The organism is Staphylococcus sp. FSL W8-0304 (genome assembly GCF_038006565.1).
Classification (GTDB): domain Bacteria; phylum Bacillota; class Bacilli; order Staphylococcales; family Staphylococcaceae; genus Staphylococcus; species Staphylococcus epidermidis.
Genome location: NZ_JBBOVL010000001.1, coordinates 2,096,804 through 2,111,431 on the forward strand (window position 1 = coordinate 2,096,804; position 14,628 = coordinate 2,111,431).

General features: G+C 32.1%; 10 protein-coding genes. 5 read left to right on the plus strand and 5 right to left on the minus strand.

Annotated elements, in window-relative coordinates:
- Window positions 1-445 precede the first annotated feature (445 nt).
- The 5 genes from NST35_RS09980 to adhE all read left to right on the plus strand — a co-directional run bounded on the left by NST35_RS09980 (window position 446) and on the right by adhE (window position 8,178).
- A complete protein-coding gene (locus tag NST35_RS09980) occupies window positions 446-1,321 on the plus strand; it encodes a DMT family transporter (RefSeq protein WP_002445920.1) in 876 nt (291 codons plus the stop codon).
- Between the two features lie 13 nt (window positions 1,322-1,334).
- Complete coding sequence (gene queF / locus NST35_RS09985; protein ID WP_002445919.1) at window positions 1,335-1,835, plus strand: preQ(1) synthase; 501 nt, start codon at window positions 1,335-1,337, stop codon at window positions 1,833-1,835.
- Window positions 1,836-2,116: 281 nt separating this feature from the next.
- Window positions 2,117-3,622 carry a peptide MFS transporter gene (locus NST35_RS09990; protein ID WP_002457605.1) on the plus strand — a complete coding sequence of 502 codons (1,506 nt, stop codon included), beginning with the start codon at window positions 2,117-2,119 and terminating at the stop codon, window positions 3,620-3,622.
- Between the two features lie 624 nt (window positions 3,623-4,246).
- On the plus strand, window positions 4,247-5,170 hold the full coding sequence (locus tag NST35_RS09995; protein WP_002457606.1) for a diacylglycerol/lipid kinase family protein: 924 nt from the start codon (window positions 4,247-4,249) through the stop codon (window positions 5,168-5,170).
- 398 nt (window positions 5,171-5,568) lie between these two features.
- On the plus strand, window positions 5,569-8,178 hold the full coding sequence (adhE, locus tag NST35_RS10000) for a bifunctional acetaldehyde-CoA/alcohol dehydrogenase (protein WP_002457607.1): 2,610 nt from the start codon (window positions 5,569-5,571) through the stop codon (window positions 8,176-8,178).
- A 66-nt stretch (window positions 8,179-8,244) separates the two neighbouring features.
- Here adhE and NST35_RS10005 read toward each other — a convergent pair whose 3' ends face one another.
- The 5 genes from NST35_RS10005 to recQ all read right to left on the minus strand — a co-directional run bounded on the left by NST35_RS10005 (window position 8,245) and on the right by recQ (window position 14,626).
- Window positions 8,245-8,784, minus strand: a complete 540-nt coding sequence (locus NST35_RS10005; protein WP_002445915.1) for a 5' nucleotidase, NT5C type — start codon at window positions 8,782-8,784, stop codon at window positions 8,245-8,247.
- Between the two features lie 121 nt (window positions 8,785-8,905).
- Window positions 8,906-9,961: a histidinol-phosphate transaminase gene (gene hisC / locus NST35_RS10010; RefSeq protein ID WP_002457608.1), complete on the minus strand. Its 1,056-nt coding sequence runs from the start codon at window positions 9,959-9,961 to the stop codon at window positions 8,906-8,908.
- A 202-nt stretch (window positions 9,962-10,163) separates the two neighbouring features.
- Window positions 10,164-11,678, minus strand: coding sequence for an ABC transporter permease/substrate-binding protein (locus NST35_RS10015; RefSeq protein WP_002457609.1), 1,515 nt, complete (start codon window positions 11,676-11,678; stop codon window positions 10,164-10,166).
- Window positions 11,671-12,645: an ABC transporter ATP-binding protein gene (locus NST35_RS10020; protein ID WP_002457610.1), complete on the minus strand. Its 975-nt coding sequence runs from the start codon at window positions 12,643-12,645 to the stop codon at window positions 11,671-11,673. The genes NST35_RS10015 and NST35_RS10020 overlap by 8 nt, the downstream gene beginning before the upstream one ends.
- A gap of 199 nt (window positions 12,646-12,844) precedes the next feature.
- Window positions 12,845-14,626, minus strand: coding sequence for a DNA helicase RecQ (gene recQ, locus NST35_RS10025; RefSeq protein WP_100198936.1), 1,782 nt, complete (start codon window positions 14,624-14,626; stop codon window positions 12,845-12,847).
- Between the last annotated feature and the right edge of the window lie 2 nt (window positions 14,627-14,628).

Genomic DNA, 14,628 nt, shown 5'->3' on the forward strand with positions numbered 1-14,628 from the left:
TCTCAGTCAAACACTATATATAGTGTTTGTATTTTTGATTCAATACTATATTCTGTGTTTCATTATACATAACTCATATCACTAATGAAAGTTAAAAATTGATGGCAGAAATAACTTATCATTTGGAAAGTGCATCACTACGAGTTTAGTGTCATTATTTTAAAATAAAAAAATTTTTTTGAGTGTCTTTACTTGCTTTTCTATTGAAATTAGACATATAGAGTTAAATGAATAGTTACGTAAATTTCTACAATAACAGATATAAATTACATTTTTAAAAACATGATTCTAGCTTTTTATTAAATTGCACAACAGTTATAAAGACTTCGAATACGAACGTTTGTTCGCTTTTATTATAGCTCGTTTCCATTGAATTATCAAGAACTTATGCATAGTTAGAGTTTATATGCTAATATAATGTCGTTAATCATATAATATTGAGGCGATGATATTGAATCCGAAAGTTAAAGGTATTATTGCTATATTGATTTCAGCTGTGGGTTTTAGTTTTATGTCAGTCTTTTTTAGATTGGCCGGTGATTTACCAGTCTTTCAAAAATCTCTAGCTAGAAATTTTGTAGCCATGTTTATACCATTATTTTTTATTTATAAGTATAGACAACCTATGTTTGGGAAATTAAGTAGTCAACCTCTACTCATCTCACGTTCAACACTTGGGTTAATCGGTGTCTTACTTAATATCTATGCAATTGATCACATGGTATTAAGCGATGCTGATACATTAATGAAATTAAATCCTTTTTGGACAATTGTTCTTAGTTTAATTTTTTTACATGAAAAGGTACGAAAATATCAAATTACGGCGATGATTATTGCTATATTAGGGATGCTTTTAATTGTTAAACCAGAATTTTCATCATCAGTTATTCCTTCAATAGCAGGATTACTATCAGGTATTTTTGCAGCATCTGCCTATACATGTGTTAGAGCACTCAGCACTCGTGAAAAACCTTATACGATAGTGTTTTATTTTTCATTATTCTCAGTTGTAGTGCTTATACCTTTTTCAATATTTACTTATACACCTATGACAACAATTCAAATTCTTTTCTTACTCGGCGCTGGATTATCAGCAGCTGTAGGACAAATTGGTATAACATTAGCTTATAGTTTTGCTCCAGCAAAAGATATCTCCATCTTCACATATGCGTCTATAATATTTACTGCATTATTTGGATTTATTCTGTTTGGAGAATCACCTGATATGCTTGCAACAGTAGGATATATTGTCATTATCGGAGCAAGTTACTATATGTTTGATAAAGCAAGACGTGAAACAACTCTAAATCAAAATAATTAAAGGAGCTAGAAAATTGACACAAGGACGTCAAAAAGATGAATTAAAAGATATTACTTTATTAGGCAATCAAAATAACACTTATGAATTTGATTATAGACCGGAAGTTTTAGAAACTTTTGATAATAAGCATCAAGGTCGTGATTATTTTGTTAAGTTTAATTGTCCAGAATTCACATCACTATGCCCTATTACGGGTCAACCAGATTTTGCGACAATTTATATCTCGTATATCCCTAATATCAAGATGGTCGAATCTAAATCATTAAAGTTATATTTATTTAGTTTTAGAAACCACGGAGATTTTCACGAAGATTGTATGAATATTATTATGAATGATTTAATTAATTTAATGGACCCACATTATATTGAAGTCTGGGGTAAATTTACTCCAAGAGGTGGCATTTCCATAGATCCTTACACGAATTATGGTCGTCCTAATACAAAATATGAAAAAATAGCTGAACATCGATTAATGAATCATGACATGTATCCAGAAAAAATAGATAATCGTTAATATGTATTTCATAAAAATCTCTACTTTCATATTTGATGGTAGAGATTTTTGTTGCACTTTACTGCATTAAAGCGTATTTTATATATAGCGCGTCATTGAATAAATATAGTAATAAAATTATTGAAATTATATCATCGGATTAAATGTTACAAATTATATCAATTGATAGAATTTTCTTTTTTAAATTTTTTGAAAATTATTGAAATTTTTTTATCACAATAGTAAAATCACCTTAAAACAATTTAATAAGGTGATTTGGGCAAGAAAGGTTGGGATGATTTATGACTTCAAATAAGTCCCATGAACAAGAAGTTCAAGAAATACCGCAACATGGATTCTTCGGACATCCAAAAGGATTAGGCGTTCTCTTTTTCGTAGAATTTTGGGAGAGATTCAGCTATTACGGAATGAGAGCAATGCTTATTTTTTATATGTATTTTGCACTCCAGGAAAACGGACTTGGGATGGACAAAACAACAGCCATGTCTATCATGTCTGTATATGGATCATTAATTTATATGTCTTCAATTCCAGGTGGCTGGATAGCTGATAGAATTACAGGTACACGAGGTGCCACATTAATCGGAGCTATACTAATTATTATAGGTCACATATGTTTAAGCCTTCCTTTTGCAATGGTTGGTTTATTCACTTCTATGTTCTTTATTATTGTAGGATCAGGTTTAATGAAACCAAACATTTCAAATATTGTTGGTAGACTCTATCCCGAAAACGACGTACGTATGGATGCTGGATTTGTTATCTTCTATATGTCAGTGAACATGGGTGCACTCGTTTCACCAATTATTTTACAACACTATATCGATATTAGAAATTTCCATGGTGGCTTCTTGATTGCAGCAATAGGAATGGCTCTGGGATTAGTTTGGTACTTATTATTCAACCGTAAAACTTTAGGTAGTATCGGTATGAAACCGACGAACCCATTATCTTCTTCTGAAAAGAAAAAGTACGGAACAATCATCGGAATCGTTGTTATAGCAATAGTATTAATCCTTATGATTGCTTACTTTACACATACGCTATCATTTAATCTAATCAGTAATACTGTTTTAATTTTAGGTATTGCTTTACCAATCATTTACTTTACAACAATGATTAGAAGTAAAGAAGTTACTGATACTGAAAGATCAAGAGTAAAAGCATTTATTCCATTATTCATTTTAGGTATGTTATTTTGGTCAATTCAAGAACAGGGATCTAATGTATTAAATATCTATGGTATTGAAAACTCTGATATGAAATTAAATTTATTTGGTTGGAAAACACATTTTGGTGAAGCTATTTTCCAAACTATTAACCCATTATTTATTTTATTATTTGCACCCGTTGTTACTCTTTTATGGCAAAAGCTAGGAAAAAAACAACCTAGCCTACCTATTAAGTTTGCAATTGGTACTATTTTAGCAGGCGCATCTTACATACTGATGGGAGCAATCGGTTATATCTACGGGGATACACAATTCTCAGTTAACTGGGTTATTCTTTCATACGTTATCTGTGTTATTGGTGAGCTTTGTCTCTCTCCAACTGGTAGTAGTGCAGCAGTTAAATTAGCACCTAAGGCGTTTAACGCACAAATGATGAGTCTTTGGTTATTAACTAACGCTTCAGCTCAAGCCATTAACGGGACATTAGTTAAATTAATTAAACCACTTGGTCAAACCAATTACTTTATCTTCTTAGGTGTTGTTGCAACCGTTATTACGTTAATTATATTAGCGTTTATTCCTAAGATTTCTAAAGCAATGAAAGGTATTCGCTAATCATTTGACTAAAATGAGATAGAATGTAATTCCTAGAAAAATAGCCAGTAAATGAGTTTTTATAAATTCATTTACTGGCTTTTTATTTATAATACTTCGTATTGTTGGCCGGCTTTCTTAGAAGACAACTTCATCCTGTAGTCTTCAGCTTGTCCTGTTCTCTCAAGAGTCTCGCCAAAATACTTTGCGTTTATATGTAATTTTACATCGAAATACTTTAAAAATAAGGCCCTTTCGTATAATTTAATAAACATCACTAAACTAAATTAACGAGGTGTCTTATGTATAAAGAGGCTTAACTCACTCTACCAGATTGAAACTTCAGTCCTTATCCCCACAATGATATTGTTGAAACAATTCCCGATACTGAATTCAGACATCAACGTGGCGCAACATTATATCATCCCAAAATGAAATTAAAAATAGTGTTATATGCCTACACAAATTTTTTGCCAACCTTATATTCTTATTCTTAATTTTATGCTATTTTATTTTGAACATCTATCTCTATAGAACACTTAAGTTTCAATAACATAAATTTTAATTTATAATGTAAATCAAACATAAGTGGATATTCAAACAATCTAATTACATAGACTATTTATCGAAAGTAGGTATATATTTATGAAACAACCGTATAACCATGGTGTTCTTTTCTATCATGAACATAGCGGTTTGAAAGATATACATAATGGCATAGGAGAAGTTGCAAAATCTCTTAGTTCAATGTGTAAACACCTTTCTCTTCAACTCAGTGAAAATAAAGGCGATATTATTAAATATTGTAAAGCTATTAAAAATGAAAATTACAGTTCTGATGTAGACGTTTTATTTATTTTAGGTGGAGATGGTACACTTAATGAACTAGTAAATGGCGTTATGCAATATCAATTAGATTTACCAATCGGTGTAATACCAGGTGGTACCTTTAACGATTTTACAAAAACACTTCAACTGCACCCTAATTTTAAAATAGCTAGTGAGCAATTATTAACATCGCACGCTGAATCATATGATGTGTTAAAAGTGAACGATTTATATGTACTTAATTTCGTTGGACTAGGCTTAATAGTACAAAATGCAGAGAATGTTCAAGATGGTTCTAAAGATATATTCGGTAAATTCAGCTATATTGGATCAACTGTTAAAACATTATTAAATCCTGTTAAGTTTGATTTCTCATTGACTGTTGATGGTGAAACAAAAGAAGGAAATACTTCGATGATGTTAATAGCAAACGGTCCCAATATAGGTGGTGGACAAATTCCGCTAACCGACTTATCACCACAAGATGGAAGAGCAAACACATTTGTATTTAATGATCAAACACTAAATATATTGAATGATATATTAAAAAAACGTGATAGTATGAATTGGAATGAAATCACACAAGGTATTGATCACATATCTGGTAAGCACATCACACTCTCAACAAACCCTAGTATGAAAGTGGATATTGATGGCGAAATTAATTTAGAAACACCAATTGAGATTCAAGTATTACCCAAAGCGATACAACTTCTTACTGAAACTGAACAAAATAATTAATGTAAATTTCACTTATTCTTTATCAATTTATTTTTAAAGCATGAGCTACTGAGACATAAATGATTGTCTCAGTTTTTTATTTTATAAATTGATAACATCGTTAGTCGTGTGAGACGATAATTTCATTACAACACCCCTCATAATTTTTAGTATGAATACTTACAATAAATTTTTTAAAATTTACTTCTTTTAAAAATAGATTTTTTTAATTACCAAATACGTTTTGTTCCCTTTGTATCAAGTCTTACACATTAATCCCGACTAAATATACAGATTAACAACGTGTTCATATAAACATCACAATTGACTCTTTAATAGTCTGTATTTTCTTTTAATTTGAAAAAAGGTGTAATATAATGTTTGTGAATTATTTCACAATATCTAAGGAGTGGTTGTATATGTTATCTGTAACTAAAAAAAATACATATGAATCAAACAAAGATGAAGTCACACAAATGATTGATTCATTAGCAGAAAAAGGACAAGAAGCTCTAAAAGAATTATCTAAAAAATCTCAACAAGAGATTAATGACATTGTACATCAGATGAGCATGGCTGCTGTTGATCAGCATATGCATTTAGCTAAACTCGCTTACGACGAAACAGGTAGAGGTATTTATGAAGACAAAGCTATCAAAAATTTATATGCCTCAGAGTACATATGGAATTCAATCAAAGACAATAAAACAGTAGGTATCATAGGTGAAGATAAACAAAAAGGATTAACGTATGTAGCTGAACCTATAGGCGTTATTTGTGGAGTGACACCAACGACCAACCCTACATCTACAACTATTTTCAAAGCAATGATTGCTATTAAAACAGGTAATCCAATTATTTTCGCATTTCATCCAAGTGCGCAACAATCATCAAAACATGCTGCTAAAGTCATTTTGGAAGCAGCAATAAAAGCAGGTGCTCCTAAAGATTGTATTCAATGGATAGAAATACCATCAATTGAAGCAACTAAACAATTAATGAACCATAAAGACATTGCTTTAGTTCTAGCGACTGGAGGCTCTGGAATGGTAAAGTCCGCATATTCGACAGGTAAACCTGCATTAGGAGTCGGTCCAGGTAATGTTCCTACTTATATTGAAAAAACTGCACATACCAAACGTGCTGTTAATGATATCATTGGTTCTAAAACTTTTGATAATGGTATGATTTGTGCTTCTGAACAAGTCATGGTTGTTGATAAAGAAGTATACTCTGACGTCGTTAAAGAATTCAAATTACACCAAACATATTTTGTTAATAAAAATGAACTACAACAATTAGAAGATGCCATCATGAATGAAGATAAAACTGCAGTTAAACCTGATATAGTTGGTAAATCTGCTGTAGATATAGCGAAATTGTCAGGAATTAGTGTTCCAGAAAAAACAAAATTATTAGTCGCAGAAATTGATGGAATTGGAAATGATTATCCTTTATCACGTGAAAAATTATCACCTTTACTCGCAATGGTAACTGCAAAATCAACAAGACATGCACTACAAATTTGTGAAGACACATTAAAATTTGGTGGTTTAGGTCACACTGCTGTAATTCACACCGAGGATAGTCAATTACAACAAAAATTCGGTCTAAAAATGAAAGCTTGCCGTGTATTGGTAAATACACCTTCTGCTGTTGGAGGAATTGGAAATATGTATAATGAACTCATTCCTTCTCTTACGTTAGGTTGTGGTTCATATGGTAGAAATTCTATTTCTCATAATGTAAGCGCAGTAGACTTATTAAATATTAAAACAATAGCAAAACGTCGTAATAATATGCAATGGTTTAAACTCCCGCCTAAAGTTTATTTTGAAGAAAATTCAGTTATGTATTTGACAGAGATGGATAATGTTGAACGTGCAATGATAGTTTGTGATCCAGGGATGGTTAATATTGGTTATACTGATATAGTTGAACAAGTGTTGAGACGCCGAGAAAACCAACCTCAAATTAAAGTGTTTAACGAAGTTGAACCTAATCCATCAACTCATACAGTCTATAAGGGATTAGAAATGTTTATGAATTTCCAACCTGATACTATTATTGCACTCGGTGGTGGTTCGGCAATGGATGCAGCCAAAGCAATATGGATGTTCTTTGAGCATCCAGAAACTTCATTTTTTGGGGCAAAACAAAAGTTCTTAGATATTCGTAAACGTACTTATAAAATTAGCAAACCTAAAAACGCAAAATTTATATGTATACCAACGACATCTGGAACTGGTTCTGAAGTGACACCTTTTGCAGTAATTACTGATAGTGAGACGCACGTTAAATATCCACTAGCAGATTATGCGTTAACTCCCGATATTGCTATCGTCGATCCACAATTCGTATTAAGTGTACCTAAAGATGTTGTCGCAGATACAGGAATGGATGTTTTGACACATGCCATTGAATCTTACGTCTCTGTCATGGCTTCAGATTATACAAGGGGCTTAAGCTTACAAGCAATAAAGTTAACTTTTGACTATCTCAAATCATCAGTTCAAGAAAATGATAAACACTCACGAGAAAAAATTCATAACGCTTCAACAATGGCCGGTATGGCGTTTGCCAATGCTTTTTTAGGAATTTCTCATTCTATCGCACATAAAATTGGTGGTGAATACGGTATTCCCCACGGTAGAACAAATGCTATTTTATTACCACATGTCATTCGTTATAATGCCAAAGATCCACAAAAACATACACTGTTTCCTAAATATGATTTCTTTAGAGCAGATACAGACTATGCTGACATTGCAAAATTTTTAGGACTCAAAGGTAATACAACTGAAGAATTAGTGGATGCTCTAGCTAATGCGGTGTATGATTTAGGAAGTTCAATTGGTATTGACATGAATTTAAAATCGCAAGGCGTAACTGAAGAGCTTCTTCATTCTACTATAGACAGAATGGCTGAATTAGCATTTGAAGACCAATGTACAACTGCTAATCCAAAAGAACCGCTAATTAGTGAGCTTAAAGGCATTATCGAAAGAGCATATGATTATGAAAGATAACTTCAAAAATGTTTAACAAAAAAGTCATAGGCCATCAAATAAAGTGACCTATGACTTTTATCTTCTCTATTTTTCAATTGAATTAAAATAATTCTTTACATCTCTCCAACCACTTACGCGCTCAAATCTATGTTCATTAACATTATGAGAAGCAGTAAACATAATTGATTTCCCTTCAAAAATTTCCAATTGCTTTGGATTATCATCAATAAGATAATCTGCAAGAATAATATTCTTTCTACCACAAAATACAAAATGTTGTGGATCTAAAAAAGGAAAGAATTCTAATAACCATTCATATTTGTCATGAAAAGAGGTTGGTACATCCATCGCTGCTGTGGCTATGTATATGTCGTAATGCTCATTGAGTTGTTTTACAACTTCTTGAGCATGCGGCATTACATCTAAATTTCTAAAGAATCCAGGTTCTTTTAAAATATCCATGACTAACCCCTCATGTTCGGGTATCATATGTTTTAATTTTTTACCGTTTAATGATTCCATTTTGATATTTAAATCCGCTCGTTCATTGACCGCTTTAACAACAGCACCCAATGTATCAGCAAGCACTTCATCCATATCAATGGCGATTCTCTCTCGCGTCATGCGCTTACACTCCCTGTTCTTGATATACGTGTTTAGTATAGCAAAATTTTTTCCTTCTGTTTAATCTATTTAAGTGCGATATCACATCTTTTTAAATCAGAAGCTATCAAAGAGTGTTAGTTTAATACTCAAAATGTTTTAAAACTTCAATCATCTTATCATTTTGTTCTGGTAAACCAATAGTAATTCTAACACCGTTAGGGAATAAACGTGTAATACATCCTACGTTTAACAATGCATCATAAAGTGCTTGACTTCTTGAAGTTTTAACAAAGACAAAATTAGCTTGACTTGGTAAAAAATACTGACTTTGAGGAATTTGATAAAATCTATCTCGTTCAAAACTATTTTTTTCTGTCACTTCTTTCAAATACTCTTGATCTTCTAAGGCAGCGATTGCTGCATATTCTGAAATTCTAGTAACATTAAATGGTGGACGAATAATATTCCACTTTTCAATGGCGTCTTCAGAAGCTATAACATATCCTACTCTTAATCCAGCTAATCCATATGCCTTAGAAAAAGTACGTAATAAAAAGGCATTGTCAAAATCCTCCTGTAACTTTAGCGTATCCGGAAAATCATCAGCAGTAACAAATTCTACATATGCTTCGTCAATTAATACAGGAATATCACTTGGGACACGTTTTAAGAAGTTAAATAATTCATCGTGCGAAAAGTAAGTCCCAGTTGGATTGTTAGGATTGCATAACCAAATTAAAGACGTTTTATTATCAATCTGTTGTAATATACCATCTAAATCAAATCCACCATCTTTGAGAGGCACTTGGATAACATCAGCAGATTCCACAATTGCATTATGATAATATTGTCCGAAAGTAGATTCACTAGTGATAATCTTATCTCCTGGTGATAATACGGCTCTTGATATCATTAGAATGACCTCATCTAAACCCGCACCAAATAAAATACGAGATGCATCAACATTAAGTTGTTGACTTATTGCTTCCCTTAATTTTGGCGATCCAGATTCCGGATAATAATATAATTCATCTAAATGAGATTGAATAGCCGTTTTAACTTTTGGACTTGGACCATATACATTTTCATTTGAAGCAAGTTTATGTAATTCACCTTTAATACCATACTGTTTTTTTAAAGATTCTGGAGAAAGCCCTGGCGTATATGCTGTTAATTGGTCTAATTGTTTCTTCATACATAGATCACACCTTAAATTGACTGAAATTTTAAAAAACTTAGTACCTATTATAAACAAACTCATACCTTAAAATCAATCACACTTCTAAGATTACATTTTAAATTCGCTATATCGGTTGAAATAGTTAAATTATAAATAGCTATTCGATGTTTAAATGGTACATCGAATAGCTATCAAATCAATCTAGAAACACACAATTTTATTTTATTAATTTTTCTTTTTCTAAGTATTCTCTTGCTACTTTATAAGGATCCTCTTTCTTCACTGTTACCTTATAATTCATTTCTTGCATTTCTTCATCTGTGATTCTATTCTCCAATTTATTGAGTGGTTTTTTAACTTCAGGATGGTCATTTAAATATTTTTCTTTAAATAGCGGTGCTCCTTGGTATGGAGGAAATACATGTTGATCATCTTTTAATACTACCATGTTATATTGTTTTAATTCAGCATCAGTAGAATATGCGTCTATGAGATTAATATCTCCCTTTTTAACTGCAGTATAACGTAATTTAGGTTCCATAGTTTTAACATTAGAAAGATTAAGATGGTACGTTTTTTTAACAGCTTTGTATCCATCTGGTCTATCATTAAATTCCAATGTAAAACCTGGTTTAAGTTTATCTTCCACCTTGCGTAAATCACCTATTGTTTTAATTTGATGTTTTTTCGCAAAGTCTCGTTTTACAGCTAATGCATACGTATTATTATATTTCATCGGTTTAAGCATTGTCATATGATATTTTTTTTCTAAACTAGACTTTGCTTGTTGATATACGTCTTTCTCTTTTTTAGACTTTAAATCTTCTTTCGTTAATTCACCTAATACGGTACCTGTAAATTCTAAATAACCATCAATTTCATCTGACTTAAGCGCATTAAATAAGAATGATGTTTTACCCATGCCATCTTTGACTTCTACAGTATCATCTGTGTCTTCTTCGATAAGTATTTTATACATATTAGTAATAATTGACGGTTCTGATCCCAGCTTACCTGCTAATGTGATTTTATCACCTTTTTGAGCTGCCATAGGTACAGCAATAGCTATGATAATCACAATTACAATTGTCCCTAAAGAAATGAGCAATTTTTTATATGATAAACGTTCCATGTATCTTAAAATAAAGTCAAAAATAATAGCTAGAAGTGCAGCTGGAATAGCACCTATTAAAATGAGTGCACTATTGTTACGATCTATGCCTAATAATATTAAATCTCCTAGACCACCAGCGCCTATTAAAGCTGCGAGTGTAGCAGTACCAATGATTAATACCATAGCTGTGCGTATTCCTGCCATGATGACAGGCATTGCAATAGGGAGCTCGACTTTGGTCAATCTTCTAAGTGGTTTCATCCCAATACCTTTAGCCGCTTCAATAAGAGAGGGATCGACCTCCTTAATACCTGTGTATGTATTACGTAGAATAGGAAGTAACGCATATACAACTAAGGCGATAATTGCCGGAAGTCTCCCAATTCCGAAAATTGGTATCATCAAACCAAGTAGTGCCAGTGATGGAATTGTTTGTAGAACAGCTGCAATATTCATGACGATTTCTGAAAGTTTTTTTGTTTTAGTAAGCAAAATTGCAAGTGGTACTGCTATAAGAGTTGCAATGAAAAGGGCTATAAAAGAAAGTTGAATGTGTTCAATTATAGTAGAAAATAGCTGTCCTTTTCTATCACTTAATGTCGCAAAGAACTCATTCATGTGTCGCATCCTCCTTATTGAGAGATAAATAAGTAAACACATCTTCTCTATTTAACAAATATCGACGATGTTGTTCTTTATCGTTGACCACAACTGCATCATAATGAGACAAATCTTCATAAATATTATTTAAGTACAACTCAGCATCTACTTCAGGATAATGAATAACGCTTGTGTTGTCATCTACAGGTCGATTAATTCCTAAATCTTTAATCTTCACTTGATTCACAATATTATGCGTTGTATCCAAATGACTACCCATGAATTGCTTTACAAAATCACTTTTAGGTCGCGTTCTAAAACCTTCAGGTGTATCAATTTGTTCAACACGGCCTTCATTGAGTAAACAAATTCTGTCACCTAGTTTCATCGCTTCTTGGATATCATGCGTTACAAAAACTATTGTTTTCTTAATTTGCGTTTGTAAGTCAATTAAATCGTCCTGCAACTTCTCTCTGCTAATTGGGTCAAGCGCACTAAAAGGCTCATCCATGATAATAACGGGAGGATCTGCAGCTAATGCTCGCACTACACCAACCCTTTGTCGTTGTCCACCCGATAGTTCATCAGGTTTTCTATTTTTAAATTGCTCAGGGTTTAAACCTACCATTGTCAATAATTCATCCACACGTAAATTAATATCGTTATCTTTCCACTTTTTCATTTGGGGTACTTGTGCAATGTTTTCTTTGATGGTCATATGAGGAAATAATGCAATTTGTTGTAGTACATATCCAATATCCCAACGCATTTCGTAAACTGGATAATCACTAATTGGTTTATCTTTAAAATATATGTAACCTTCGCTTAAAGGAATTAAACGATTGATCATTTTAAGTGTTGTTGTCTTACCACAACCTGAAGGACCAATTAACACAAAAAATTCTCCTTCTTTAATATTAAAACTTACATTATCTACAGCAATATTATTACCATATCGCTTTGTGACATTTTTAAATTTAATCACTTTTTCACCTTCATTCCCTCTACAAAATAGTAGACCATTTTAATCTATATTCCCTATTAAATCATTTTTAATTGAAAATTAACATTTATTGTATTTCAAAATCCAAATTAACAAAAAGTATTATTAATACTTAATATCTAACTTCATATAATTAAAAAACGACGAAATCAAAAGATAGGAGATTTCGTCGTTTAATCATTTATATACTAGTTTTATAGCTTTGTATGGTTTCGATAAACTTAGGACAATAATGCTTTAATTTATAACTTCCTACACCATCAATAGCAATCATTTCTTGTTTCGATTCAGGTTTACGCTTAGCAAATTCTTCGAGTGTGTAATCAGAAAATATACTTACAGGTGCTATTCCAAGTGTATCACTTAACTGTTTACGTACATCAACAAGCTCACGATATAACGCTCTATCCACACCTTCAACAGTGTTGATAAATACCTTCTCTTTAGTTTTTTGTTTAAACGGAGTGGTATAAACCTTGGTATGATTATTTAGTAATTGCTTCACCGATGTATCACACATAAGAATTTCATCATTTTCATTTAAATATCCTTTGAAACGTAACTCATCAATTAAGTGTGATAACTCAGATGTTGTGTAATTTTTCATCAATCCATGTGTCGTTAATTCATTATAATGATGGTGTTTTATATAATCTGTCACTTCTCCACGTAAAACTTGTATAATAACACTATAACTTTCCTGTTGCTTCATTCGAGCAATACAGCTAATAATCATTTTAGCTTCACGTGTCATATCATACGTTTTATTTTCCTGTATACAATTACTACATTGATTGCATTCCTCTAGATTTTCATTGGGTTCAAAATAATGAACAATTGTCGCTTCTAAGCACTTTTTCGTTTTGGTATATTGAATCATTTTTGTTAATTTTTCGCCCATTTTATCTTTATAGTCATCATCAGCTTGGGATACAGTAATAAAATACTCATGTAATCCCTTATCTCGTTCACTAAACAAAAGGATGCATTCACTTTTTAAACCATCACGTCCCGCACGTCCAGCTTCCTGATAGTAAGATTCCAAATCTCCAGGCATGTTATAGTGAATGACATAACGTACATTTGATTTATCAATACCCATACCAAATGCATTTGTCGCAATGACAACCTCTACACGATCATACAAGAAATCATTTTGCGCCTCTATTCTCTCTTTATTCGTTAAACCAGCATGATAAATTGTGCTCTTAATTTTTTCACTATTTAGAGCTTCGTGTAATTCTTCAACCTGCTTACGAGTAGAACAATAAATGATTCCTGCCTGCCCTTCATGATTTGCAACATAATCCACAACAAATTTTTGGCGCTGATAAGTGGGATTGACTTTGAAGATTAAATTGCGTCTTTTAGTACTTGTCTTGACAACATCATTTTGTCCAATTGATAACTTAGACATGATATCTTGTTGAACTTCAGCAGTTGCCGTAGCTGTAAGTGCAACTATTGTGAAGCTTTGAGGTAATGTAAAAACTTTTTGTATGACACTTTGGTAACTAGGTCTAAAATCATGTCCCCACTTCGATATACAGTGTGCTTCATCAAAAGCGATAAGGGGTATTTTTATTTTACGTAATAAATTTAGAAAAAATGTATTTTCAAAGCGCTCTGGAGCTACATATAAAAACTGAATGGCGCCACGCTTTATTCGCTCTTCAATCTCTTTTTGTTGTTTATGAGTCAAACTACTATTCAAATATGCAGCTTGAATTCCCATTGCTTGTAGTTGATCAACTTGGTCTTTCATCAAAGAAATAAGTGGACTTATAACAATAGTTGTGCCACCCTGCATTAAACCCGGTACTTGATAGCATATCGATTTACCGCCACCGGTAGGTAGTACACCCAGTGTATGCTGATGATTTAATATTTTAGTTATAATTTCTTCTTGTCCTGGTCGAAATGACTTATAACCAAAATAATGCGATAAAGTCTTTTGCATGATTA